Raw genomic sequence first — 24,453 nt, forward strand, 5'->3', positions numbered from 1 at the left:
GGCTTTTCAGGTTCTGCTTGCTGTCGATATCGGCAGATTCAAGCAGCAGAGTTGCCGGACGTGCGCCGCATAATTGATGAAACACTGCGGCCGGATCTTCGCGGTAGGGCGCGGTACCGGTAATCAACTTCAATGTAGGTTTCGCATTAGCCATAATGGATTCTCTGAATTTCGCTCAAAAAAAAGCCCGCTCGGTGGCGGGCTCAGGTATCTGCACTGCGGTTACGCAAAATGTGCATGACGACGTCGCCCGTGAAAGGGATCATCGCGCCACCAACCATTAACATGCGTACCGATAAGAGCCATGATTAAATACCCGTTACGTGTGAACTTGTGTACTAGTTAACTGGTTCGGGTGAAAAAAGTCAATACCCTTTTTCAGTTACGGGCAAAATCGTTATCATGCCAGCCGGTTTAATGCAGTCGCTGGAGTGACCTTGTCAGATATCGCCCGTTTTCCACTTTATGATTTACACAGCCATACCCAGGCTTCTGACGGTTTGCTGACGCCGACCGCGCTGGTGCAGCGCGCCGTTGAGATGCACGTCGGCGTGCTGGCGATTACCGATCACGACAGCGTGGCGGGCGTTGCTGAAGCGCAGGCGGCGGTGCAGCAGCTTCAGCTACCGCTACGGGTACTGGCCGGTGTGGAAGCGTCGACGCTGTGGGAAAACCACGAAATTCATATTGTCGGGCTCAACGTTGATACGCAGCATCCGGCGTTAACCGCTTTTCTGGCGCAGCAGCACCAGTGCCGTATGGCACGTGCAGAGTTGATTGCTGAACGGCTGGAGCGCGCGCGCATTCCTGACGCGCTGGCCGGCGCTCAGCGTCTGGCGCAGGGCGGGGTGATCACCCGCGGGCATTTTGCCCGCTATCTGGTAGAGCTGGGCAAAGCCGATAACATGGCGCAGGTATTTAAAAACTATCTGGCGCGCGGCAAAACCGGCTACGTGCCACCACAATGGTGTACAATTAAACAAGCCATTGATGCTATTCATCATTCTGGTGGCGTGGCGGTGCTGGCCCATCCTGCGCGCTACGGACTGTCGGCCAAATGGCTGAAGCGACTGATTGCGCATTTTGCCGCAGAAGGCGGCGATGCGATGGAAGTGGCGCAGTGTCAGCAGGCACCGAATGAACGTACCCAGCTGGCGAGCTATGCGCGCGATAATCAGCTGGCGGCTTCGCAGGGGTCCGATTTTCACCAACCCTGTCCGTGGATTGAACTGGGGCGCAAGCTATGGCTGCCGGGCGGCGTGGAGCCGGTCTGGGAGCGTTTTCCCGCTTTAGCGCCGGTCAGATCGCACGTTGATGGGTGATATGAGGTTTTTATGAGTCAACTTTTTCACATTCATCCGGAAAATCCGCAGCCGCGTCTGGTTAATCAGGCGGTGGATTATCTCAATAAAGGCAGCGTTATTGTCTATCCGACCGATTCCGGCTACGCGCTGGGATGCCGTCTGGAAGAGAAGAATGCCATGGAACGCATCTGCCGCATTCGTCAGCTCGATGGTAACCATAACTTTACCCTGATGTGCCGCGATCTTTCTGAGCTGTCGACCTATTCGCAGGTGGATAACAGCGCGTTTCGCATTCTGAAAAACAATACGCCAGGCAATTACACCTTCATTCTGAAGGCCACTAAAGAAGTGCCGCGTCGCCTGATGAACGATAAACGTAAAACCATCGGCCTGCGCGTCCCGTCAAACCCGGTGGCGCTGGCGCTGCTGGAACGCCTCAATGAGCCGATGATGTCGACCTCACTGATGCTGCCAGGCAATGATTTCACTGAATCCGATCCGGAAGAGATCCAGCACAGCATCGGCAAGCTGGTGGATTTAATTATCGATGGCGGCACGCTGGGCCAGCAGCCAACCACCGTGATCGATCTCACCAGCGATGCGCCCGTCATCGTGCGTGAAGGGGCAGGCGATACCCGCCCGTTCCTGTGATTACGCCGGGCCGGGCGCTGTTTGTGGCGTCTGGCCGATATTGGCTTCCAGCCAGCGTTTGAAATCGCCGTACGGAATGTACAGTGAGACATCTTTTAAGATGACTTTTTTGCTGCGTACGTTAGCAATTTCATGGCTGTAACCCACAATCACTCCGCTGATTGTCTGGTCGGCATTATAGACAGCTCCACCCGACATCCCCTGAACGACACCGGCATCGGAAGCCATTGCCATGCAGGGCTTTTTATTCCAGCGATTATTAATGGCGGTGCGCGCCAGATTAACGCCGCTCGACTCCACCGGCATCGCGGAAATAAAACTGTAGCCATACATTTTAATTGGCTCGCCCACCGCGCTGCTGCGGAATTTCGCCAGCGTACCCGGGCTGTTTTTATGATAAATAATCGCGACGTCGCAATAGGGATGATAAGCCTTCACGCGCTGCACGGCGGTTTTGGCGACGTGCGCGGCAGTCAGACTGTATTCCGGCGTTAACGGAATGGTTGTACCGAGGATGCCCAGACCCAGTACCGTCGGGATGCCGGTCACGCTCATATCCACGTGCTGCAGCGCCGTACGACTGTACTCAGTATGGCCCACGGAACAGCCGCTCAGTGCCAGCGCTGCAAGCGCCGGCCAAAGCAGGGAGGTTCTCATGATGGCGGTCTTCATTTAATGTCTGTCAGCAAAATCCCTGGTGAAGACTTTCGACAGACAAATTAAATTCAATCCGTGAAACGATTAGCGCGCCATTTCCCGAGCGCGCCGGATTATATTATCAGGCCAGCTGTACCATTATTTGTTAATGGCTTGTTGTTTGAAAGCTTATAAAAAGTAATTAAAATAATTTCTGATACTGCTTAGCCGAATTCAGGATTAAATTTTACACAGTTTTCGCGGCAGAACAATTCATCATATTTAATCTTTATCAAATAAAAACGAAAATACAGACTTAATCCAACCTGCAGCGCCAATCCGCTGTAGGGCTGGTGCTGCTGGCTGTAATTAGCTTTACTAACACCATTATTAAGTTCTTTGTGCTGATTTTGGTGTTTTGTGCCGATTTTCTGTTTGCACAACTGCAGCCTGGCCGGGAACGCTGCGGGTAACAGACTGGTGAGCCTCTTTAATCTATTGCGGCACTAATCAGCGCAACATTAAATAAATATACGGCCTCAGGCAAAACGACGTAATTTCAGCGGGTTGCGCAGGCTATCCTGACGCTCGTTACGCAAATCAATCAGAAATCTGAATCAATGACCTTACTGCCCGCTTCAGCCTCCGGATCACAGGCGCTTTATTATCGGCAGAAAAGGAAAAGGTGTTAACGAAACTGTAGCTGGTGTAAAATCTCCGGCCGTCCGCGCTGGCACCTGGCGCGAAGCGGTCACAGATTCTGATACGGGACCTGGTAACGCCGGTATCTTACCTCTTCATTACCACGACGCCTGGGAAGGCGACAACGAGGCAGCTCCATGAGCGAGAAATTACAAAAAGTATTAGCGCGCGCCGGACACGGTTCGCGCCGTGAAATCGAAGCAATGATTTCAGCCGGACGCATCAGCGTCGATGGCAAACTGGCGACGCTGGGCGATCGCATCGAAAATGACAAAACCCTGAAAATCCGTATTGATGGCCATCTGGTATCGATTGCTGAATCGGCCACCGAGGTGTGTCGCGTACTGGCGTATTACAAACCGGAAGGTGAGCTGTGCACGCGCAACGATCCGGAAGGGCGCCCAACAGTATTTGATCGTCTGCCGCGCCTGCGCGGTTCACGCTGGATTGCCGTCGGCCGTCTGGACGTGAACACCTGCGGTCTGATGTTGTTCACCACTGACGGTGAGCTGGCCAACCGCCTGATGCACCCAAGCCGCGAAGTTGAGCGTGAATACGCGGTGCGCGTATTTGGTGAAGTGGATGACGAAAAAGTGCGTCAGCTGAGCAAGGGCGTGCAGCTGGAAGACGGTCCGGCAGCGTTCAAAACCATCAAATTCGCCGGCGGCGAAGGCATTAACCAGTGGTACAACGTCACCCTGACGGAAGGGCGTAACCGTGAGGTGCGTCGTCTGTGGGAAGCGGTTGGCGTGCAGGTTAGCCGTCTGATGCGCGTGCGCTACGGCGATATTCAGCTGCCAAAAGGTCTGCCGCGCGGCGGCTGGATGGAGATGGAACTGCCGGCGGTCAACTACCTGCGTAAGCTGGTGGGACTGCCGGAAGAGACCGTGACCAAAGTGGCGGTCGAGAAAGATCGTCGCCGCACCAAAGCGAACCAAATCCGCCGGGCGGTGAAACGCCATAGCGCGGTAAGCAATAACAGCCCGCGTCGCAACAACACCAAACGCGGTGCCTGATGCTCCCCGACGCCGCGCCTGCGGCGTCAGTTTTTACCAGTCGATTCCCTGCTGTGCCTGAATGCCGGCATCAAACGCGTGTTTGACCGGACGCATCTCGCTGACGGTATCCGCCAGTTCCAGTAGCGTGCGGTGACAGCCGCGCCCGGTAATGATCACACTTTGCTGCGGCGGACGCTGCTTCAATGCAGCAATCAGCTCATCCAGATCGAGATAATCCATACTCACCATGTAGGTGATTTCATCGAGGATCACCAGATCCAGCGACGCGTCTTGCAGCATGCGTCTGGCGTGTTGCCACACCTGCTGGCAGGCGGCCGTATCGCTGGCACGGTTTTGCGTCTCCCAGGTAAAACCGGTGGCCATCACCTGAAACTCCACGCCGTGCTGCGCCAGCAGATTACGTTCACCATTGGGCCATTCGCCCTTAATAAACTGCACGGCAGCCACGTTTTTACCGTGGCCGCAGGCGCGCAGCGCGGTGCCAAAAGCGGCGGTGGTTTTACCTTTGCCGTTGCCGGTGAACACCATCAGGATGCCGCGCGTTTCGGTGGCGGCGGCGATGCGGGCGTCAACCTGCTCTTTCAGCCGCTGCTGGCGTTGCTGGTGACGATCGCTCATGCGCTGGCCGGTCCCGGCTTGCGCCCCGGTTGTGCGTCGTAGCTGATGCCGGTTTTACGGCGGCTGTCATCGCCCATCAGATAGAGGTAGAGCGGCATCAGGTCGGCCGGGGTTTTCAGCAGGCTGGCATTCTCTTCCGGGAAGGCGCTGGCGCGCATTTTGGTGCGCGTGCCGCCGGGATTGATGCAGTTCACCCGCAGATGGCGGTTTTTATACTCATCGGCCAGCACCTGCATCATGCCCTCGGTGGCGAATTTCGACACGGCATAGGCGCCCCAGCCCGCGCGGCCGATGCGGCCCACGCTGGAAGTGGTGAACACCAGCGAACCGGCGTCGGATTTCAGCAGCAGCGGCAGCAGCGCCTGCGTTAAATAGAAGGTGGCGTCGAGGTTGATTTGCATCACCTGCTGCCAGACCGCCGGATCGAGTTCCGCCAGCGGCACGATCTCACCGAGAATGCCAGCGTTATGCAGCACGCCATCCAGCCGCGGCACCAGCGCGGCAACCTGTTGCGCCAGCTGCTGGCAGCTTTCCGGTGTGGCGTGCGCCAGATCCAGCAGCAGCGTAGCGGCGGGCTGTTTATTGAGCTGATTAATCGCCTCAGCGGTTTGCTGCAGCGTGGTGGCGTTGCGGCCGAGCAGAATCACGCGCGCACCGTAGCGCGCATAGGTCAGGGCGGCTTCGCGGCCGATGCCGTCGGAAGCGCCGGTCACGAGAATGATGCGATTGTCCAGCAGGTCGCTTTTCGGTTGATAATGCACAGCGATGTCCTTTGCAGGTCAGAGGGTTTTTGGGCTTTATGCCTCAATTTGGCGCAAGGTGCAATCGCCGCAACGCGCATTCTGTGCCGCCTGCCGGCATTTCAGGCGACGAACGGCATCAAAGCGGGTAAACTCAGGGTTTGACTGTAATTCACTGTTTAATAAGGCGGCAGAATGGATTTACTCTCCAGCTATGGATTATTTCTGGCCAAGGCCGTCACCGTCGTGGTGGCGATCGCAGCTATTGTACTGATTGTGCTCAATGCCGCGCTGCGTAAACGTCACAGCGGCGGTCAGCTGCGCTTAACCCACCTCGACGAAGCCTATCGCGAGATGAAAGAGGACCTGCAGCTGGCGAAGATGAAGCCGCAGGCGCAAAAAGTGTGGCTGAAGCAGCATAAGAAAGAAGAGAAACAGAAAGCTAAAGCCGAAAAGCGCAATGCCAAAGCCGGTGTGACTGAAGCGGCGAAGCCGACTCTCTATGTGCTGGAGTTCAAAGGCAGTATGGACGCCGGTGAAGTCAGCTCGCTGCGCGAAGAGATCTCCGCCGTGCTGGCGGTGGCGCAGCCGGGTGATGAAGTGCTGCTGCGGCTGGAAAGCCCCGGTGGCGTGGTGCACGGTTATGGCCTGGCCGCGTCGCAGCTACAACGTCTGCGTGATGCGGGGCTGCAGCTGACCGCGGTAGTGGATAAAGTTGCCGCCAGCGGTGGCTACATGATGGCCTGCGTTGCGGATCGCATCGTGGCGGCGCCGTTCTCCATCATTGGTTCCATCGGCGTGGTGGCGCAAATCCCTAACTTTAACCGGCTGCTGAAGCGTAACGACATTGATGTGGAGCTGCACACTGCCGGCCAGTACAAGCGTACGCTGACGCTGTTTGGTGAGAATACCGAGGAAGGGCGGGAGAAGTTTCAGGAGGACCTGAATGAAACCCATCAGCTGTTTAAAGATTTTGTGCATCAGATGCGTCCGGCGCTGGATCTGGACAAAGTGGCGACGGGCGAACACTGGTATGGCCGTCAGGCGCTGGATCTGGGGCTGATTGATGAGATTGGTACCAGCGATGCGCTGATCATTGCGCGCATGGACCGTTTTAGCGTGCTGGGCGTGCACTTCGCGCGCAAGAAAAAAATGATTGATCGCGTGACCCACAGTGCCAGCGTGGCAGCCGAGCGGCTGATTCTGAAAATCTGGCAGCGCGGTGATAAACCGCTGTTGTGAACCAACCCGGCGCAGGCCGGGTTTTTTTTATGCCAGGTGATACTGCGCGGAGAGCACCACGGCAAGGTGCTTAAACACGTTAAACACCGCCGTTGTTTTGGCGGTCGGCAACCCTTCATCGTCGAGGAACCACGGGCCGCGAAACACCAGAACCTCGCCCTGCTGAATCACCTCAGTGGCTTCCATCCCGGCAAAATATTCATCGTGCTGCTGAATGAGCTGATTAGCGATTTCCAGTAGCGCCTGGTGTGAAATGGATTCCGTTTCTGCTGACATTTTTCACCTCTTTTTTGACAGCGAATTTTCTCCTTCTATATTACTTGCCTGTCGGTGCGTTCAGCAAATCAGCGTTCGGTCAGAAAACTGGCGAGAAATTAAACAGAATGCTAATTAAGTTGCGTAACAGATTTTATCAGGTAGAGTGTGGGCGATTCAGCTTTCAGGGAGATCACACCAGGATGTGTGATACCGTCAGACGGAAAACTCGCTCTTAATCATCAAGTTGCAAATGCCGATGCAATCTGACCAGAGATTGTCCCCGCTGGCTTGAAAAGCAAAAAGTCAGCAGCAATATTGAACCCATTGGGTTTTGGGGCTGCCAATCCTCTCCCGTTTATCAGGACGTTTCAATTAGGTAAAGGTACATATGGGTAAAGCACTCGTCATCGTTGAGTCCCCGGCAAAGGCCAAAACAATCAATAAATACCTCGGTAATGACTACGTGGTGAAATCCAGCGTCGGTCATATCCGTGATTTGCCGACCAGTGGTTCAACGGCCCGTAAAAGTGCCGACGGGGAAAAGGCGAAAACCGGCAAGAAAGTAAAGAAAGATGAAAAGGCTGCGCTGGTTAATCGCATGGGCGTTGACCCGTGGCACGGCTGGGAAGCGGACTATCAGATTCTGCCCGGCAAGGAAAAAGTCGTCTCCGAACTGAAGAACCTGGCTGCCGATGCCGACCACATCTATCTCGCAACCGACCTTGACCGCGAAGGGGAAGCCATTGCCTGGCACCTGCGGGAAGTGATCGGTGGCGATGACAAACGCTTCAGCCGCGTGGTGTTTAACGAAATCACCAAAAATGCGATTCGTCAGGCGTTCGAGAAGCCGGGCGAACTGAATATTGAGCGCGTCAATGCGCAGCAGGCGCGTCGTTTTATGGACCGCGTGGTGGGCTATATGGTGTCGCCGCTGCTGTGGAAAAAAATTGCCCGTGGCCTGTCGGCCGGACGCGTACAGTCGGTTGCCGTGCGCCTGGTGGTGGAGCGCGAGCGAGAAATCAAAGCCTTCGTACCGGAAGAGTACTGGGAAATTGACGCCGATCTGTCGACGCCGAAAGGCGATGCGCTGGCGGTCAGGGTGACGCATCAGGGCGACAAAGCGTTCCGCCCGGTGAACCGCGAGCAAACCGAAGCGGCCGTGGCCATCTTGGAAAAGGCGCGTTACGCCGTTCTGGATCGTGAAGACAAGCCGACCAGCAGCAAACCGTCGGCGCCGTTTATTACCTCGACGCTGCAGCAGGCGGCGAGCACCCGCCTTGGTTTTGGCGTGAAGAAAACCATGATGATGGCGCAGCGTCTGTATGAAGCCGGTCACATCACCTATATGCGTACCGATTCCACCAACCTGAGTCAGGATGCGGTGGCGATGGCGCGTGGCTACGTGGAGAAAAAATTCGGTAAGAACTACCTGCCGGATGCGCCCAACACCTACGCCAGCAAAGAGAATTCACAGGAAGCGCACGAAGCGATTCGTCCTTCTGATGTCAACGTTGCCGCCGAGCAGCTGAAGGATATGGAAGCGGATGCGCAGAAGCTGTATCAGCTGATCTGGCGCCAGTTCGTGGCCTGCCAGATGGTGCCCGCGCAATATGATTCCACCACGCTGACCGTCGGCGCGGCAGATTTCAAACTGAAAGCGAAAGGGCGTACGCTGCGTTTCGACGGCTGGACCAAAGTGATGCCGGCGCTGCGTAAAAATGATGAAGATTTGACGCTGCCGCCAGTGAACGTGGGCGACACGCTGGATCTGCAATCCCTGCTGCCGGGCCAGCACTTTACCAAGCCGCCGGCGCGCTTCAGCGAAGCTTCGCTGGTACGCGAGCTGGAGAAGCGTGGCATTGGCCGTCCGTCTACCTATGCTTCGATCATTTCCACCATTCAGGATCGTGGTTACGTGCGGGTGGAAAACCGCCGTTTCTACGCCGAGAAGATGGGTGAGATTGTTACCGATCGTCTGGAAGAGAACTTCCGTGAGCTGATGAATTATGATTTCACCGCGCACATGGAAGACAGTCTCGACCAGGTCGCGAATAACGAAGCGCAATGGAAAGCGGTGCTGGATTCATTCTTCAGTGATTTCAGCCAGCAGCTGGAGCAGGCGGAGAAAGATCCGGAAGAGGGCGGCATGCAGCCGAACCAGATGGTGCTGACCTCCATCGACTGCCCAACCTGCGGACGCAAAATGGGGATTCGCACCGCCAGTACCGGCGTGTTCCTGGGCTGTTCCGGTTATGCACTGCCGCCGAAAGAGCGCTGCAAGCAGACCATTAACCTGATCCCGGAAAACGAAGTGCTTAACGTGCTGGAAGGCGATGATGCCGAAACCAACGCGCTGCGCGCCCGTCGTCGCTGCCAGAAGTGCGGCACCGCGATGGACAGCTACCTGATCGACAACGGCCGTAAACTGCACGTCTGTGGTAATAACCCGGAGTGTGACGGTTATGAAATCGAGCAGGGTGAATTCCGTATTAAAGGTTATGACGGTCCGATTGTTGAGTGCGAAAAATGTGGCTCTGAAATGCACCTGAAGATGGGGCGTTTTGGTAAGTACATGGCCTGTACCAACGACGAGTGTAAAAATACCCGTAAGATTCTGCGTAACGGCGAAGTCGCGCCGCCGAAAGAAGATCCGGTACCGCTGCCGGAGCTGCCGTGCGAGAAATCGGATGCGTATTTTGTGCTGCGTGACGGAGCTGCGGGCGTGTTCCTGGCCGCTAACACCTTCCCAAAATCGCGTGAAACCCGTGCGCCGCTGGTGGAAGAGCTGCAGCGCTTTGCTGACCGTCTGCCGGAGAAACTGAAATATCTGGCCGAAGCGCCGGCAGTGGATCCGGAAGGCAATAAAACGCTGGTGCGTTTTAGCCGTAAGACTAAACAGCAGTATGTTGCCTCAGAAAAAGAGGGCAAAGCGACCGGCTGGTCAGTTTTCTATATCGACGGTAAGTGGCAGGAAGCGAAGAAGTAATCCCCCTGGAGGCCAGCGTTCGCTGGCCTTTTTCCCATCCTTATAGCTAATCGTTCTACATTCTTACGTTAACTGATATAGTAGTTATAGCTTATTGCTTTTTGCTGACTCGCTTTCCCTCATTATTACGCCATCAGGGCGGATACACGCCTGCAGGGAATGCACCTCTGTCGCTATCGGGAAGATATAACTATGAAATTGCAGCAGTTGCGTTACATCGTTGAAGTCGTTAACCACAACCTCAATGTCTCCTCCACGGCAGAGGGGCTGTATACCTCGCAACCGGGCATCAGTAAGCAGGTGCGCATGCTGGAAGATGAGCTGGGCGTGCAGATTTTTGCCCGCAGCGGCAAACATCTGACGCAGGTGACGCCAGCGGGTGAAGAGATTATCCGTATTGCCCGCGAAGTTTTGTCCAAAGTGGATGCGATCAAATCGGTTGCCGGTGAACACACCTGGCCAGATAAAGGATCGCTGTACGTGGCCACGACCCACACTCAGGCGCGTTATGCACTGCCTGGCGTAATCAAAGGTTTTATCGAACGCTATCCGCGCGTTTCCCTGCATATGCATCAGGGCTCGCCCACACAAATTGCTGAGGCGGTCTCCAAAGGCAACGCCGATTTCGCCATTGCCACCGAAGCGCTGCACCTGTACGACGACTTAATTATGCTGCCGTGCTATCACTGGAACCGCGCCATTGTGGTCACACCGGATCATCCGCTGGCGGGGAAATCCAATGTGTCGATTGAGGAGCTGGCTGATTTCCCGCTGGTAACTTACACCTTCGGTTTTACCGGCCGCTCAGAACTGGATACTGCCTTTAACCGTGCCGGTTTAACGCCGCGTATTGTTTTTACCGCAACCGATGCCGACGTTATCAAAACCTATGTGCGTTTAGGCCTGGGGGTTGGGGTGATTGCCAGCATGGCGGTGGACCCGGTTTCCGATCCGGATTTGGTGCGCATCGAAGCTTCAGAAATCTTCACCAATAGCACTACCAAGATTGGTTTCCGGCGCAGCACCTTCCTGCGCAGCTATATGTATGATTTCATTCAGCGCTTCGCACCGCATCTGACGCGAGACGTGGTGGACGCCGCTGTGGCGCTGCGCTCAAACGAAGATATCGAAGCGATGTTCCGCGATATCAAGCTTCCTTTCAGGTAATCACCTAACTCATTATTTTTGCGGGAAGTCCAGCGACTTCCCGCACACTTCCCGCCGCTTAGCACCAGCAGAACCTCAAAAAATTCCATTATTTTTTTGTAAATGAAACATGCGTCACATGTTTTTTCATTGTTATTTATTAAATGCGAATCAGTACACAATTTTTACTTTGCCGCTTTGCGGACGGCCAGGAATATTCCCATACTCCAGTTAAGAGCTGATGAGAAAGGGCTTTTTAACTGGCTCGTTAAATTAAACTCAAATTTAGAGTGGATCTAATTTTGGTTTAAGCCAAATTTACAATGTAACTATTAAATTAATAGTTTGCAGCGTGCTTAAATTTATCTCATCAATTTTGGCGGTTTTGATAAATAGCGTTAATCGTTGTGCTCAATAAAAATAACTGGATTTTTGGACTTAACAAGTTTAGGATTCGTCCTAAATCTTCATCGTTGTTATCAATCGTTTTATTGAGAGTGATTATCAAAAACTATGACTACGAGATTAACTGTACAACCGGACTTCCGGGCTAAAAGCACCAAGGTAGAGCGTTCAGGTAACATCCGTCGCAAAGCCTGGTTGACTGTCTTCGCTGCTTCAGCACTGTTCTGGGTAGTGGTGGCGTTAATGGTTTGGCGTATGTGGGGTTAAGCCATGTGGGCAAATACACTCAGTCGTAAATATCCGGTCGCTGCACGTCAGCCTAAAGCACCGGTGTGCAAAGCCAAAGAAGCGCCTGCTGAACCGCAAGTGGCAATCCCGGCTTCCTGGGAACTGAGTGAGCAGCAGCGCAGCTTTATTGAATCATTCATGGATCCGAAGTCTAAATAACGCAGTCTGCGTCCAATTCTTATTAAGACATACTGTCGCGCATTTTACCGGACTCTCCGGTGGGCACGTTAAAAGCCCGTCCTTTAACACTCAGCATCTAAAAAAACGGTGTCATCAGTACAACGCTGAAGACGATGGCTTTTTGTTGCCCGCGATCCGGGAGGAGTGACAGATGAATACCACAACTTTTTCATGGCTCAGCGTTTATGCCTTCTCAATGGCCTTTTGGGCTGCGGCCGTCTGGGCCGTCCTGTAATTCGCTAATCCTGCCAGTTAACGCTTTCTGAATGCCCTGACATTAGTCAGGGCATTTTTCGTTGCGGTTTTGTGTGTCAATTCGTGTTGTTATCAAAACGTTAACGAAAATGTGGTCTATCTTTAAGCTAAACCTTGCACTCTCTGAGGTTTAGCAGAAGAGCCCATAAAAGGAGGAGTTATGTCGTTAACGTTACGTGAGCAGAGTCAGGATGCGCTGGAAGTAGGGGCAAAAAAATATCATTACTACAGCTTGCCGAAAGCCGCTCAGCAGGTCGGTGACATCGATCGCTTACCAAAATCCCTCAAGGTTCTGCTGGAAAACCTGCTGCGCTGGCAGGATGAAGATTCCGTAACGGCAGCAGATATTCAGGCGCTGGTGGCGTGGCAGCAAACTGCACATGCCGATCGCGAAATTGCTTATCGTCCGGCGCGCGTATTAATGCAGGATTTCACCGGTGTACCGGCCGTGGTTGACCTTGCGGCGATGCGTGAAGCCGTTAAGCGGCTGGGCGGTGATGTGGCGAAAGTTAACCCGCTGTCACCGGTCGATCTGGTGATTGACCACTCGGTCACGGTCGACCATTTTGGCGATGACGATGCATTTGAAGAAAACGTGCGCCTGGAGATGGAACGCAACCACGAACGCTATGTTTTCCTGCGCTGGGGGCAAAAAGCCTTTAACCGTTTCCGCGTCGTGCCGCCGGGCACCGGTATCTGTCATCAGGTCAATCTGGAGTACCTTGGTAAAGCCATCTGGCATGAAACGCTGGACGGCAAAGAAGTGGCTTATCCGGATACGCTGGTCGGCACCGATTCCCATACCACCATGATCAACGCCCTGGGTGTGCTTGGCTGGGGCGTAGGCGGCATTGAAGCTGAAGCCGCCATGCTGGGCCAGCCGGTTTCAATGCTGATTCCCGATGTGGTGGGTTTCAAGCTGACCGGCAAACTGCGCCCCGGTATCACCGCCACCGACCTGGTATTAACTGTGACGCAGATGCTGCGCAAGCACGGAGTGGTCGGTAAGTTTGTCGAATTCTACGGTGATGGACTGGCCGATCTGCCGCTGGCGGATCGCGCAACCATCGCCAACATGGCGCCGGAATATGGTGCAACCTGCGGTTTCTTCCCGATTGATGAAGTAACGCTCAGCTACATGACGCTCACCGGGCGCGATGCGCAGCAGGTTGAGCTGGTGGAAGCCTATGCAAAACAGCAGGGGCTGTGGCGTAAACCGGGCGATGAGCCCATCTTCACCAGCACGCTGGCGCTGGATATGGCCGAGGTCGAATCCAGCCTGGCCGGTCCGAAACGTCCGCAGGACCGCGTATCACTTGGTGATGTGCCGGCGGCGTTTGATGCCAGCAACGAGCTGGAAGTGAATCACGCGCAGAAGCCGCACAAAACCGTCAGCTATCGGGACAGCGAAACCGGCGACTCAATTCAGCTGGATGATGGGGCAGTAGTGATTTCGGCGATTACGTCCTGTACCAACACCTCCAACCCCAGCGTGCTGATGGCGGCTGGCCTGCTGGCGAAAAAAGCCGTTGAGCGTGGATTGATGCGCAAGCCCTGGGTTAAAGCCTCGCTGGCACCAGGATCAAAAGTGGTGTCAGATTATCTCGCCGTGGCGCAGCTGACACCGTACCTCGATGAGCTGGGCTTTAACCTCGTGGGTTACGGCTGCACCACCTGCATCGGTAACTCCGGCCCGCTGCCGGATGAGATCGAAAGCGCGATCAAAGAGGGCGATCTGACGGTGGGTGCCGTGTTGTCCGGCAACCGTAACTTTGAAGGGCGCATCCATCCGCTGGTGAAAACCAACTGGCTGGCGTCTCCGCCGCTGGTGGTGGCGTATGCGCTGGCGGGTAATATGAAGATCAACCTGCAGACTGACCCGATCGGTCAGGATCAGCAGGGCAATGACGTCTATCTGAAGGACATCTGGCCATCGCCGGAAGAGATTGCCGCATCGGTGCAGAAAGTTACCAGCGACATGTTCCATAAAGAGTATGCCGAGGTGTTCGACGGCACGCCCGAGTGGCAGCAGATCAAAGTCAGCGAAGCTGCCACCTATGACTGGGACGAAGGCTCTACCTATATTCGTCTGTCACCGTTCTTTGACGATATGGAAAAAACGCCGCAGCCGGTGCAGGACATTCACGGCGCGCGCATCCTGGCGATGCTCGGTGATTCGGTGACGACCGACCATATCTCCCCGGCTGGCAGCATTAAAGCGGAGAGTCCGGCGGGGCGTTATCTGCTGGCGCACGGCGTTGAGCGTAACGACTTCAACTCGTATGGTTCACGACGCGGCAACCACGAAGTCATGATGCGCGGTACGTTTGCCAACATCCGTATTCGCAACGAAATGGTGCCTGGCGTCGAGGGCGGTTATACCCGGCACTATCCGAGCCAGGAACAGCTGGCTATCTACGATGCGGCGATGAAGTATCAGGAGGAGGGCGTGCCGCTGGCAGTGATCGCCGGGAAAGAGTACGGCTCCGGATCCAGCCGCGATTGGGCGGCGAAAGGTCCGCGTCTGCAGGGCGTGCGCGTGGTGATTGCCGAATCGTTCGAGCGTATTCACCGCTCTAACCTGATCGGCATGGGCATTTTACCGCTGGAGTTCCCGGCGGGCGTGACGCGTAAGACGCTGCAGCTGACCGGGGAAGAGCGTATCGACGTGGCGAATCTGGCGCAGCTGCAGCCCGGTTGCAGCGTCCCGGTGACGCTGACGCGGGCTGACGGCAGTCAGCAGACGCTGGATACTCGTTGTCGTATCGATACCGGTAATGAGCTGACCTATTACCAGAACGACGGCATCCTGCATTATGTGATACGCAATATGCTCAACTAAAAAACAAAGCCGGGCATGCCCGGCTTTATTATTGACGCAGAAAGTGCATGACGCGAGAGCGCACCGCCGCGTTACGATTTCGGCAGCAGATGTCCCATCTTCTGGGCTTTCGTATCGAGATAGTGCGCATTTTTCGGGTTACGGCCAACGATCAGCGGCACGCGCTCAACAATATTGATGCCCGCTTCTGACAAAATCTCCACTTTGCGCGGATTGTTGGTCAGCAAACGCACTTCATTGATGCCCAGCAGTTTAAACATGTCGGCGCACAGGGTGAAGTCACGCTCATCGGCGGCAAACCCCAGCTGATGGTTCGCTTCCACCGTGTCGTAGCCTTTGTCCTGCAACGCATAGGCGCGAATTTTGTTCAGCAGCCCGATGTTACGGCCTTCCTGACGATGGTACAGCAGCACGCCGCGTCCTTCTTCCGCAATGGCGGTCAGCGCCGCTTCCAGCTGGAAGCCGCAGTCGCAGCGCAGGCTGAACAGCGCATCGCCGGTGAGACATTCGGAGTGGACGCGCGCCAGCACCGGATTGTGATCGCTAATATCACCATAAACCAGCGCGACGTGGTCGTGGCCGGTTGCCAGTTCTTCAAAACCAACCATCAGGAAATCTCCCCATGGCGTGGGCAGTTTGGCTTCTGCTACCCGTTTCAGCTGCATGTGACTCTCCAGAACCTTCAGAGGATGCGCTATCATCATGATAACGCACGGGCCCGACTGGCCCGATGAAACTGCCGATATTGTGCCACAACCTGAACCAGGGCCGCTAATCAGTCAGAGTGATTGTAGTGATAAAGCACAATTATCTAAGCCGCAACGGGTATGTTATTCTTTTTTCAACTAAAGTTATGCAATACGCCTGTCAGGTCGTGAAACAATAAAGGGACGAGATGTTAAAAATTGTGCAACGCACCACGCTGGGTGCGTTTTTATTACTGCTGATGCCGCTGGGCGTATGGCTTTCCGGCTGGCAGTGGCAACCGGGGGAGAGCGGGCATCTGTTGCGCGTGCTGTTCTGGATCACCGAAACCGTCACCAGTCCGTGGGGCACGCTGACCAGCCTGATTCTGAGCGGCTGGGTATTGTGGTGCCTGCGCTTTCGCCTCCGGCCGGCCATTCTGTTGTTGATTATCATGAACGGCGCGATTCTCGCCGGTCAGTCGACCAAGACCTTTATTAAAGAGCAGGTGCAGGAGCCGCGGCCGTATGTGGTCTGGCTTGAGCACAGCCACGGCGTCAACGAACAGCAGTTTTATCAGCTGAAACGGCAGCAGCGCGGCGAAATGGTATCCGCCTTGCTCGCCAATGACACAAAGCTGCCCGCCTGGTTAAAAAATCACTGGGCGTTTGAGACGGGCTTTGCTTTTCCGTCTGGCCACACCATGTTTGCCGCCAGCTGGGCGCTGCTGGTGATTGGCCTGTTATGGCCGCGCCGGCATGTTGTCACGGTGGTAGTGCTGTTTGTCTGGGCTACGCTGGTCATGGGCAGCCGGCTGGTACTGGGCATGCACTGGCCGCGCGATCTGGTGGTCGCGACGCTGATCTCGTGGCTGCTGGTGACGCTGGCAACCTGGCTGGCGCAGCGCTTTTGTGGCCCGCTCAGCGTGCCGCCGGAAGAGCAGCGTGAGATTGCCGGGCGCGATGACGGATTGTAATTTCTCCCTTTGCCCCCATATGATTGATTGTACTTGCAGAAAGGGCACTAACTGCTGCGCGGATAAGCAGCAACGGCGGCACTTTTTTGGCATACTCTACCGGATAACCTCACGACAGGACGCATTGTGAAATATTTGCTGATTTTTCTCGTGGTTTTGGTCATTTTCATCATCTCCGTCACGCTCGGAGCGCATAATGACCAGATTGTCACCTTCAACTATCTGCTGGCGCAGGGCGAATTCCGCATTTCAACCTTGCTGGCCTGCCTGTTTGGTGCCGGATTTTTGCTGGGCTGGGCGATCTGTGGCCTGTTCTGGCTGCGCATTCGTGTTTCGCTGGCGCATGCACAGCGCAAACTGAAACGTATGCAGGCGCAAAATGAACAATCTGCTGCGGCAAATAGCACCTCCACTGCAGTGCGTCGGGATTAATGTTCGATGCTTGAATTGCTGTTTCTGCTTCTTCCTGTCGCGGCGGCGTACGGCTGGTATATGGGCCGCCGCAGTGCGCAGCAGGATAAGCAACAGGAAGCTAACCGTCTGTCACGCGAATACGTGGCAGGGGTTAACTTTCTTCTTTCTAATCAGCAGGATAAAGCGGTCGATCTGTTCCTCGATATGTTGAAAGAGGACAGCGGTACCGTTGAAGCCCACCTGACGCTCGGTAACCTGTTCCGTTCGCGCGGCGAAGTCGACCGCGCCATCCGCATCCACCAGTCGTTAATGGAAAGCGCGTCGCTTACCTACGATCAGCGTTTGCTGGCCATTCAGCAGCTGGGACGCGATTATATGGCTGCCGGCTTGTACGATCGCGCCGAAGACATGTTCAGTCAGCTGATCGATGAAACCGATTTTCGCATCAGCGCGCTGCAGCAACTACTGCTGATTCATCAGGCGACCAGCGACTGGCAGAAAGCCATCGAGGTGGCGGAGCGGCTGGTAAAACTCGGCAAAGATAAGCAAAAGGGCGAAATCGCCCACTTCTACTGCGAGCTGGCGCTACAGGCGCTGAGCAGTGATGACCTCGATCGTGCCATGAGCCTGTTGAAAAAGGGTGAAGCGGCCGACCACCAAAGCGCGCGCGTTTCCATCATGATGGGACGTATTCTGATGGAGCAGGGCGAATACGCGAAAGCGGCGCAGCGGCTGCAGCGCGTGCTGGAGCAGGACAAAGAACTGGTGAGCGAAACGCTGCCGATGCTGGAAACCTGCTATCAGCGACTGGAGCAGCCTGACAGCTGGGCGCAGTTCCTGCAACGCTGCGTTGAAGAGAACACCGGTGCCGCGGCGGAACTCTATCTGGCGGACATTCTGGAGCAGCAGCAGGGGCCGGAAGCGGCTCAGCTTTACATTAACCGTCAGCTGCAGCGTCATCCCACCATGCGCGTGTTCCATCGTCTGATGGATTTCCACCTGCATGAGGCAGAAGATGGCCGCGCCAAAGAGAGTCTGATGGTGCTGCGCGACATGGTTGGCGAACAGATTCGTACTAAACCGCGCTACCGCTGCCAGAAGTGCGGCTTCACCGCGCACGCCCTCTACTGGCACTGCCCATCGTGCCGTGCCTGGTCTTCCGTTAAACCGATTCGCGGACTCGACGGCCAGTAAGCTGGCCGCGTTCGGTGATTATTCATAACGCATAGTAGTTACAACATACTTATAGAGAAATTATCATCCACGCTTCAGCACTGTGCATCGCCTCGTCAAACAGCAAGGCAATCGCCGTCGCAACGTTGTCGTGGCCGGGTTGCACGGGTAGAATGCTTGCCGTTTGTCCATCGCGCCTGCGGGTGCCAGCCTCTGAGGAAACGTTATGCCTGTTACTCACTCACCGATTCTGGTGGCACTCGACTATCATGATCTCAATAGCGCACTGCAGTTCGTTGACCGTATCGATCCGGGCCAGTGCCGTCTGAAAGTGGGTAAAGAGATGTTTACCCTGTTTGGACCATCGCTGGTGAAGACGTTGCAGGCGCGCGGTTTCGAGATATTCCTCGATCTCAAATTTCATGACATCCCGAACACGACGGCTCATGCGGTCGCGGCGGCAGCAGATCTCGGCGTGTGGATGGTCAACGTGCATGCCAGCGGCGGGGCGCGGATGATGAATGCGGCGCGCGAAGCGCTGCTGCCGTTTGGCAGTGATGCGCCCTTGCTGATTGCGGTAACGGTGCTGACCAGCATGGACGAAGACGATCTCAAAGGCCTTGGCATCACCCTATCGCCGGCGCAGCAGGCTGAGCGTCTGGCACGGCTGACGCGCGAATGTGGCCTTGATGGTGTGGTGTGCTCGGCGCAGGAAGCCGCGCACTTTAAACAGGTTATCGGGCAGGATTTCGCGCTGGTCACGCCGGGTATTCGCCCGGCGGGTAGCGAGGCCGGCGATCAGCGCCGCATCATGACGCCGCAGCAGGCACAACAGGCCGGTGTGGATTACATGGTGATTGGGCGACCTATCACTCAATCTGCCGACCCGGCGCAGACGCTGCAGCAAATCCTGCACAGTTTACAGGAGGGCTAATGGCTCAGGACAATCCGCTGGTTTACTCCACCGAAACCGGCCGTATTACACATACTGAAGAGAAACCGCAGCGACCGAAAGGCGATGGTATCGTGCGCATTCAGCGCCAGACCAGCGGGCGTAAAGGTAAAGGCGTGTGCCTGATTACCGGCATCGATCTCGATGATGACGCGCTGGCAAAGCTGGCGGCCGAGCTTAAGAAGAAGTGCGGCTGCGGCGGGGCGCTGAAAGAGGGCGTGATTGAGATTCAGGGCGATAAGCGCGATTTGCTTAAAACGCTGCTGGAAGCCAAAGGCATGAAGGTTAAACTGGCGGGCGGTTAATGAAAGCGGGCCACGCAAGGTGGCCCGATGTGACGTAGATGCGCTGCGTAGCCTACTACAATATTATTATTAATCAACCTGATGGCCAATAATGCCGCCCACCGCAGCGCCACCGACGGTACCCAGCGCGCTGCCGTTGGTGAGCACCGATCCACCAATAGCACCGGCACCGGCGCCAATCGCCGTGTTGCGGTCACGTTTTGACCAGTTGGAACAGCCGCTCAGGGCCACCACTAACGTCGTTGCCAGCACGGCAACCGTCACGCGTTTCATTGTTGTAGTCATGGACATCTCCTTGATGGTTTGCTCAGAGGCAACTCGTTAAGTATAGATGTTACGCCCTGAAGTTGTTCGCCCGATGCACTCAGGCGGTGCTTTTCCTTCAGCCTGCACGCTGGCGCGCAGCCCTTTGCGCGCGTTGTTCACGCTGCTGGCAAAGACCATTTTGGTACCGCCGCAGGCTTGAGATAATTCTAGGCGTAAGCGGATGTGTATGCAGAAAGAAAACTCTGAAATCCCGACGTGGTGTCCGCATCCGGATCCCGTATCAAACCCCACACTTTGCCCGCTTTAGCCACTTTCCGCTGCTAATCCAGCCATTCCCTCCATAACGTTTTTACCGGTGGCTCCGCACAATTCAGTGATGACTGTATGGCGGAGAAAACACAATGCTGGAAGCGCTGAAACAGCAGGTTCTGGAGGCCAATCTCGACCTGCCGCGTTACAACCTGGTGACCTTTACGTGGGGCAATGTCAGCGCGGTAGACCGCGAGCGCGGGCTGCTGGTGATCAAACCCTCGGGCGTTAAATATGAGCAGATGCAGCGCGACGACATGGTGGTGGTCGAACTGGAAAGCGGCAATGTCGTGGAGGGCCAGTTGCGGCCATCCTCGGATACCGCGACACACCGCGCACTGTATCTGGCGTGGCCGGAGATTGGCGGCATCGTGCATACCCATTCGCGCCACGCCACCATCTGGGCGCAGGCGGGCAGGGACATTCCGGCGTGGGGCACCACGCACGCTGATGATTTTTATGGCACCATTCCCTGCACCCGTGCCATGCAGCGGGCAGAGATTGAGCAGGAATATGAATGGCACACCGGCCAGGTCATCATTGAAACCTTTGCGCAGCGCGGCATTGAGCCCGGCGCGATTCCTGCTGCGCTGGTGAACTCCCACGGGCCGTTTGCCTGGGGTAAAGATGCACATAGCGCGGTGCACAGTGCGGTGGTGCTGGAAGAGGTGGCCTACATGGCGCTGCACACCGAGCAGCTGCGTGCCGAGCTGCCGCCTATCGCCCAGACCCTGCTTGACCTGCACTATCTGCGCAAGCACGGGAAGAACGCCTGGTACGGGCAAGGCTGAGCGCGTGATGTTTTCTCAAGGCACCGGCGGGTGCCTTTTTTATTTAAGGGGATTGCGTGCCCGGACGAGACGGGGACTGTGGATGCTGTCGTTTATTCACCATGCGTTAAGCGTTTTTATGCGCTTGCTGGCTGTTGCGCCGTCATTAAGTAAGCCCGCTAATCTTTCCTCAGGCAGTGGCTCGGGGATCTCTCTGGATTTTACGTTATAAATCAAACTCTCATTTGGTCTGGCCTCACTCTGCATTACGCTGATGTGGCGTTTAACGCATCACATAAATAGAGGATGAGACGATGACAGTAATTAACCAACCAACCTGCCGCCTGTTTACCGAAGTCGGCCAAACCACACAGCTCGCCGCCTATTATGAGGAAGGCCGACACACCATGTGGATGATGCTGCGCGCTCAGCCGCGCCCCAGTTTCAACCACGAATTAATCGAGGAGATCATGAACCTGAGCTACGCCGCCCAGCGATCCGGTCTGCCGATTGATTTCTGGGTGACCGGATCGCTGGTGCCGCAGATGTTTAACGCCGGGGGCGATTTGCGTTTCTTTGTCGAATGCATTCGCAACAACCGCCGTGAAGCACTGCGCGCCTACGCCCGCGCCTGTGTTGATTGCATCCATTCGGCGGCCCGCGGGTTTGACACCGGCGCAGTGACGCTGGCGATGATTGAGGGCAGTGCCTTGGGCGGCGGTTTTGAAGCAGCGCTGGCGCACCACTTCATTCTGGCGCAGAACAGTGCGCGTATGGGCTTCCCGGAAATTGCCTTCAACCTGTTCCCCGGCATGGGCGGCTACTCACTGGTGGCCCGCCGCTCCGGGATGAAGCTGGCCGAAGAGCTGATCTGTGAAGGGGAGTCGCACAGCGCAGAGTGGTATGAAACCCGTGGTCTGGTCGACAAAGTGTTCCAGCCCGGTGACAGCTACCGCACCACGCGCACCTTCATCGATACGCTGCGGCCAAAACTGAATGGAGTCCGTGCCATGCTGAAAGCGCGACAGCGCGTGCTGCAGCTGTCACGGGCAGAACTGATGGATATTACTGAGGATTGGGTCGACTATGCTTTCACGCTGGAACCGAAAGATATTGCCTACATGGAACGTCTGGTACAGCTGCAAAATCGTCACAGCGCATCACTGCGCAAAGCCGGTTAGCAGTACGCTAAGACGTTAAACGCGGGCAGGATGCTTAGCCAGCCAATGCCCGAGCTGCTCTGCGGGCATTGGTTTCGCATAATAATAACCCTGACGCCCATCGACACCGTTGGTCAGCACAAACTTCTCTTCGGCTTTGGTTTCGATGCCTTCGGCAATGACCTGTAAATCCAGGGCTTTCGCCACGGCAACGATCGCGCGCACCAGCGACTGCGATACCGGTTGCTTGTTGATATTGCGCACAAAACTTTGATCCAGCTTAATCGCATCGATCGGCACGCGCGCCAGCTGGGAAAGCGAAGAGTAGCCCGTGCCGAAATCATCCAGATGCACCTGTGCGCCTAACTCCTGAAACTGTTTCATCAGCTTCAGCGCACCGGCCTCGTTCTCGATCAGGCAGCTTTCCGTCAGCTCGATGTCTATCGGACACTCGCTGATGCCCGCTTCGCTCAGCGCCTGTTTCAGGTCGCTGTAGATGCTCTGGTCGATCAGCTGTTTGGCGGAAACGTTCACTGCGACGCGCAGGTAAATGCCTTCGCTGCGCCATTTAACGATTTGCTGCAGCACGTTCAGCATCACCCAGCGCCCGAGCGGCACAATCAGTCCGGACTCTTCCGCGTAAGAGATGAAATCGCCAGGCGGCACCAGGCCGCGTTCAGGTGAATTCCAGCGCACCAGCGCCTCGGCACTGCGCACTTCGCCGTCGCGATCGATTTTCGGCTGATAGTGCACCACCAGATGATCCTGCTCCAGCGCTTTGCGCAGATTGGTATCCAGCCACAGATATTCAAATACGCGCTGGTTCATCTCGCTGGCGAACACGCAGAATTTGCCGCGCCCGTTCTCTTTAGCGTGGTACATCGCGGTATCGGCGTTACGAATCAGACTTTCGCGATCTTCACCATGCAGCGGGGCGAGGGCGATACCAATCGAGCAGCCGCTGTAGACTTCGATCAGCCCGATACGGAACGGCTGACGCAGCCGCTCCAGAATGCGTGAGGCCATCGCCTCCAGCGCCGCCTGACTGGTGTGCTCAGCCAGCACCACAAATTCATCACCGCCGAGGCGCGCCAGCGTCTGGTCCTTGCCGAGACAGCTAAGGATCGCCAGCGACACCGCCTGCAGCAGCTGGTCGCCAAACATATGGCCGTAGGCATCGTTTACCTTCTTGAAATTGTCGAGATCGAGGTAAACCACGCCGGTCTGGCTGCCGTTAGCCAGCTCCAGTGCCAGGCTAATTTGCTGATGGATAGCGTTGCGATTCGGCAGGCCCGTCACCGTGTCGGTATTGGCCATAACGCGTAAGCGCTCCTGCGCCCGACGCTCTTCTGTGATGTCGGTTCCGGAACAGATGAGGAAAATTTCATTTTTTCCGCTACCGCTGTGGACGAACTTATTACGAAACAGAAACAGTCGCTGACCTTTTCGGGTTTTAACCCAGCGCTCCACTTCGTAGGAGTTACCGTCGCGAAAGAAGCCGGCGATATTGCGGCGCGACGCCTGCGCTTCCTGTTTGGTCATAAACAGCTGAAACACATTGCGGCCAATTACTTCCTGCTCTTTCAGGCCGGTGTACTCTTCGCTCAGGCGGTTAAAACGCTGAATGTTGCCGCGCTGATCGAGGATGACGATCACCGAATTCGCTTCTGACACCACCTGTTCGGCGAAGGAGAGGCCAAGGGTTAAATCGCGCGCCACCGACGAGGTATCGCCCCAGGCGGATGCGGTACCGGCCCAGGTGGACTGATTCACTTTACGGCCGACAAAGTGCATCGGCACCGGCGAGCCATGCAGTGAAAGGGTCAGGTTGATGCTGGAAGTAATTACCGTCATGGCACGCAGCAGACTGGCCTGAGCCGGCGTCAGGGGCACCGCCATATTGGTATTGGCATTTTCATCTTCGGCAAAATGCAGCGCATCGCTATCTGAAGTTAAACGCCAATGAGGGCTGGTTGTGCCAAACAAGGTATATAGCAACGTTTGCCCTTGTTCATCGGTCATGGAAACTTCCTCCGGAGGAATGCGCAGCAGGGGTATCTCATTATTTTAGCAACAGTATTCAACCTCCTGCGCCAGCACAAGATGCAAACTGAATATATTTTTGTTTTTATTAAAGAATGGCACGAAAAAGCCCCGGATTCCGGGGCTGA

At 55.7% G+C, this 24,453-nt stretch carries 23 protein-coding genes and 1 other annotated feature; of the genes, 16 read left to right on the forward strand and 7 right to left on the reverse strand.

Annotated features, from left to right (window positions below; genetic code table 11):
• Positions 1-177: 177 nt before the first annotated feature.
• Positions 178-282, reverse strand: a sequence feature (Trp leader region).
• Between the two features lie 155 nt (positions 283-437).
• The gene (locus tag ERD80_RS11030) at positions 438-1,322 is read left to right on the forward strand and encodes a PHP domain-containing protein (protein WP_088517175.1); all 885 of its coding nucleotides are present in this window, start codon (positions 438-440) and stop codon (positions 1,320-1,322) included.
• A gap of 12 nt (positions 1,323-1,334) precedes the next feature.
• Entirely contained in the window at positions 1,335-1,955 is a 621-nt protein-coding gene (locus ERD80_RS11035) for an L-threonylcarbamoyladenylate synthase (protein ID WP_021510107.1), read from the forward strand.
• Here the strand turns inward: ERD80_RS11035 and ERD80_RS11040 are convergent, their stop codons facing one another.
• A complete protein-coding gene (locus ERD80_RS11040) occupies positions 1,956-2,612 on the reverse strand; it encodes a serine protease (protein ID WP_211145584.1) in 657 nt (218 codons plus the stop codon).
• 818 nt (positions 2,613-3,430) lie between these two features.
• On the opposite strand from ERD80_RS11040, the gene rluB reads away from it, so the two are divergent.
• Positions 3,431-4,309, forward strand: a complete 879-nt coding sequence (gene rluB / locus ERD80_RS11045) for a 23S rRNA pseudouridine(2605) synthase RluB (protein ID WP_021510110.1) — start codon at positions 3,431-3,433, stop codon at positions 4,307-4,309.
• A 33-nt stretch (positions 4,310-4,342) separates the two neighbouring features.
• On the opposite strand, the gene cobO is transcribed toward rluB, so the two are convergent.
• Together cobO and ERD80_RS11055 are read right to left on the reverse strand one after the other, a co-directional pair.
• Positions 4,343-4,930, reverse strand: coding sequence for a cob(I)yrinic acid a,c-diamide adenosyltransferase (gene cobO / locus ERD80_RS11050; RefSeq protein WP_136546921.1), 588 nt, complete (start codon positions 4,928-4,930; stop codon positions 4,343-4,345).
• Positions 4,927-5,691: a YciK family oxidoreductase gene (locus ERD80_RS11055; RefSeq protein WP_136546923.1), complete on the reverse strand. Its 765-nt coding sequence runs from the start codon at positions 5,689-5,691 to the stop codon at positions 4,927-4,929. The genes cobO and ERD80_RS11055 overlap by 4 nt, the downstream gene beginning before the upstream one ends.
• A gap of 174 nt (positions 5,692-5,865) precedes the next feature.
• Here ERD80_RS11055 and sohB point away from each other — a divergent pair, with 174 nt between their 5' ends.
• Positions 5,866-6,912: a protease SohB gene (sohB, locus tag ERD80_RS11060; protein ID WP_058758624.1), complete on the forward strand. Its 1,047-nt coding sequence runs from the start codon at positions 5,866-5,868 to the stop codon at positions 6,910-6,912.
• Between the two features lie 27 nt (positions 6,913-6,939).
• Here the strand turns inward: sohB and ERD80_RS11065 are convergent, their stop codons facing one another.
• Positions 6,940-7,188: a YciN family protein gene (locus ERD80_RS11065; RefSeq protein ID WP_136546925.1), complete on the reverse strand. Its 249-nt coding sequence runs from the start codon at positions 7,186-7,188 to the stop codon at positions 6,940-6,942.
• A 370-nt stretch (positions 7,189-7,558) separates the two neighbouring features.
• Between ERD80_RS11065 and topA the strand changes: the two genes are divergently transcribed.
• From topA to acnA, 5 genes are all read left to right on the forward strand, one after another.
• Positions 7,559-10,156 (forward strand): type I DNA topoisomerase, encoded by a 2,598-nt coding sequence (topA, locus tag ERD80_RS11070; protein WP_136546927.1) that lies wholly within the window; start codon positions 7,559-7,561, stop codon positions 10,154-10,156.
• 192 nt (positions 10,157-10,348) lie between these two features.
• The gene (gene cysB, locus ERD80_RS11075) at positions 10,349-11,323 is read left to right on the forward strand and encodes an HTH-type transcriptional regulator CysB (RefSeq protein ID WP_021510116.1); all 975 of its coding nucleotides are present in this window, start codon (positions 10,349-10,351) and stop codon (positions 11,321-11,323) included.
• A 492-nt stretch (positions 11,324-11,815) separates the two neighbouring features.
• Complete coding sequence (locus tag ERD80_RS11080; protein ID WP_136546929.1) at positions 11,816-11,974, forward strand: YmiA family putative membrane protein; 159 nt, start codon at positions 11,816-11,818, stop codon at positions 11,972-11,974.
• Positions 11,975-11,977: 3 nt separating this feature from the next.
• Entirely contained in the window at positions 11,978-12,154 is a 177-nt protein-coding gene (locus tag ERD80_RS22480; RefSeq protein ID WP_021314644.1) for a hypothetical protein, read from the forward strand.
• Between the two features lie 436 nt (positions 12,155-12,590).
• Entirely contained in the window at positions 12,591-15,272 is a 2,682-nt protein-coding gene (acnA, locus tag ERD80_RS11085; RefSeq protein WP_058774628.1) for an aconitate hydratase AcnA, read from the forward strand.
• 71 nt (positions 15,273-15,343) lie between these two features.
• On the opposite strand, the gene ribA is transcribed toward acnA, so the two are convergent.
• Positions 15,344-15,937, reverse strand: coding sequence for a GTP cyclohydrolase II (gene ribA, locus ERD80_RS11090; protein WP_136546931.1), 594 nt, complete (start codon positions 15,935-15,937; stop codon positions 15,344-15,346).
• Positions 15,938-16,167: 230 nt separating this feature from the next.
• Between ribA and pgpB the strand changes: the two genes are divergently transcribed.
• The 5 genes from pgpB (at position 16,168) to yciH (ending at position 19,776) form a co-directional block, all read left to right on the forward strand.
• Positions 16,168-16,932: a phosphatidylglycerophosphatase B gene (gene pgpB / locus ERD80_RS11095; protein WP_021505947.1), complete on the forward strand. Its 765-nt coding sequence runs from the start codon at positions 16,168-16,170 to the stop codon at positions 16,930-16,932.
• 126 nt (positions 16,933-17,058) lie between these two features.
• Positions 17,059-17,364, forward strand: coding sequence for a LapA family protein (locus ERD80_RS11100; protein WP_136546933.1), 306 nt, complete (start codon positions 17,059-17,061; stop codon positions 17,362-17,364).
• 6 nt (positions 17,365-17,370) lie between these two features.
• The gene (gene lapB, locus ERD80_RS11105; protein ID WP_058758617.1) at positions 17,371-18,540 is read left to right on the forward strand and encodes a lipopolysaccharide assembly protein LapB; all 1,170 of its coding nucleotides are present in this window, start codon (positions 17,371-17,373) and stop codon (positions 18,538-18,540) included.
• 205 nt (positions 18,541-18,745) lie between these two features.
• On the forward strand, positions 18,746-19,453 hold the full coding sequence (gene pyrF / locus ERD80_RS11110; RefSeq protein ID WP_136546934.1) for an orotidine-5'-phosphate decarboxylase: 708 nt from the start codon (positions 18,746-18,748) through the stop codon (positions 19,451-19,453).
• Complete coding sequence (gene yciH / locus ERD80_RS11115; RefSeq protein WP_104092986.1) at positions 19,453-19,776, forward strand: stress response translation initiation inhibitor YciH; 324 nt, start codon at positions 19,453-19,455, stop codon at positions 19,774-19,776. The genes pyrF and yciH overlap by 1 nt, the downstream gene beginning before the upstream one ends.
• 69 nt (positions 19,777-19,845) lie before the next feature.
• Here yciH and osmB read toward each other — a convergent pair whose 3' ends face one another.
• Positions 19,846-20,061 carry an osmotically-inducible lipoprotein OsmB gene (gene osmB / locus ERD80_RS11120; protein ID WP_031279061.1) on the reverse strand — a complete coding sequence of 72 codons (216 nt, stop codon included), beginning with the start codon at positions 20,059-20,061 and terminating at the stop codon, positions 19,846-19,848.
• A gap of 383 nt (positions 20,062-20,444) precedes the next feature.
• On the opposite strand from osmB, the gene araD reads away from it, so the two are divergent.
• Together araD and ERD80_RS11130 are read left to right on the forward strand one after the other, a co-directional pair.
• Entirely contained in the window at positions 20,445-21,143 is a 699-nt protein-coding gene (araD, locus tag ERD80_RS11125; RefSeq protein WP_021505953.1) for an L-ribulose-5-phosphate 4-epimerase, read from the forward strand.
• Between the two features lie 293 nt (positions 21,144-21,436).
• A complete protein-coding gene (locus ERD80_RS11130; RefSeq protein ID WP_021505954.1) occupies positions 21,437-22,303 on the forward strand; it encodes a crotonase/enoyl-CoA hydratase family protein in 867 nt (288 codons plus the stop codon).
• A gap of 15 nt (positions 22,304-22,318) precedes the next feature.
• Here the strand turns inward: ERD80_RS11130 and pdeR are convergent, their stop codons facing one another.
• Positions 22,319-24,304, reverse strand: a complete 1,986-nt coding sequence (gene pdeR, locus ERD80_RS11135) for a cyclic di-GMP phosphodiesterase (RefSeq protein ID WP_058758614.1) — start codon at positions 24,302-24,304, stop codon at positions 22,319-22,321.
• Positions 24,305-24,453: the final 149 nt, after the last annotated feature.

The organism is Pantoea sp. R102 (genome assembly GCF_004916815.1).
GTDB lineage: Bacteria > Pseudomonadota > Gammaproteobacteria > Enterobacterales > Enterobacteriaceae > Pantoea > Pantoea dispersa.

Coding starts and splice junctions, on each gene's coding strand:
- ERD80_RS11035 (WP_021510107.1), top strand. CDS start 1,335: ATGAGTCAACTTTTTCACATTCATCCGGAAAATCCGCAGCCGCGTCTG.
- ERD80_RS11040 (WP_211145584.1), bottom strand. CDS start 2,612: ATGAGAACCTCCCTGCTTTGGCCGGCGCTTGCAGCGCTGGCACTGAGC.
- rluB (WP_021510110.1), top strand. CDS start 3,431: ATGAGCGAGAAATTACAAAAAGTATTAGCGCGCGCCGGACACGGTTCG.
- cobO (WP_136546921.1), bottom strand. CDS start 4,930: ATGAGCGATCGTCACCAGCAACGCCAGCAGCGGCTGAAAGAGCAGGTT.
- sohB (WP_058758624.1), top strand. CDS start 5,866: ATGGATTTACTCTCCAGCTATGGATTATTTCTGGCCAAGGCCGTCACC.
- ERD80_RS11065 (WP_136546925.1), bottom strand. CDS start 7,188: ATGTCAGCAGAAACGGAATCCATTTCACACCAGGCGCTACTGGAAATC.
- topA (WP_136546927.1), top strand. CDS start 7,559: ATGGGTAAAGCACTCGTCATCGTTGAGTCCCCGGCAAAGGCCAAAACA.
- cysB (WP_021510116.1), top strand. CDS start 10,349: ATGAAATTGCAGCAGTTGCGTTACATCGTTGAAGTCGTTAACCACAAC.
- ERD80_RS11080 (WP_136546929.1), top strand. CDS start 11,816: ATGACTACGAGATTAACTGTACAACCGGACTTCCGGGCTAAAAGCACC.
- ERD80_RS22480 (WP_021314644.1), top strand. CDS start 11,978: ATGTGGGCAAATACACTCAGTCGTAAATATCCGGTCGCTGCACGTCAG.
- acnA (WP_058774628.1), top strand. CDS start 12,591: ATGTCGTTAACGTTACGTGAGCAGAGTCAGGATGCGCTGGAAGTAGGG.
- ribA (WP_136546931.1), bottom strand. CDS start 15,937: ATGCAGCTGAAACGGGTAGCAGAAGCCAAACTGCCCACGCCATGGGGA.
- pgpB (WP_021505947.1), top strand. CDS start 16,168: ATGTTAAAAATTGTGCAACGCACCACGCTGGGTGCGTTTTTATTACTG.
- lapB (WP_058758617.1), top strand. CDS start 17,371: ATGCTTGAATTGCTGTTTCTGCTTCTTCCTGTCGCGGCGGCGTACGGC.
- pyrF (WP_136546934.1), top strand. CDS start 18,746: ATGCCTGTTACTCACTCACCGATTCTGGTGGCACTCGACTATCATGAT.
- yciH (WP_104092986.1), top strand. CDS start 19,453: ATGGCTCAGGACAATCCGCTGGTTTACTCCACCGAAACCGGCCGTATT.
- osmB (WP_031279061.1), bottom strand. CDS start 20,061: ATGACTACAACAATGAAACGCGTGACGGTTGCCGTGCTGGCAACGACG.
- araD (WP_021505953.1), top strand. CDS start 20,445: ATGCTGGAAGCGCTGAAACAGCAGGTTCTGGAGGCCAATCTCGACCTG.
- ERD80_RS11130 (WP_021505954.1), top strand. CDS start 21,437: ATGACAGTAATTAACCAACCAACCTGCCGCCTGTTTACCGAAGTCGGC.
- pdeR (WP_058758614.1), bottom strand. CDS start 24,304: ATGACCGATGAACAAGGGCAAACGTTGCTATATACCTTGTTTGGCACA.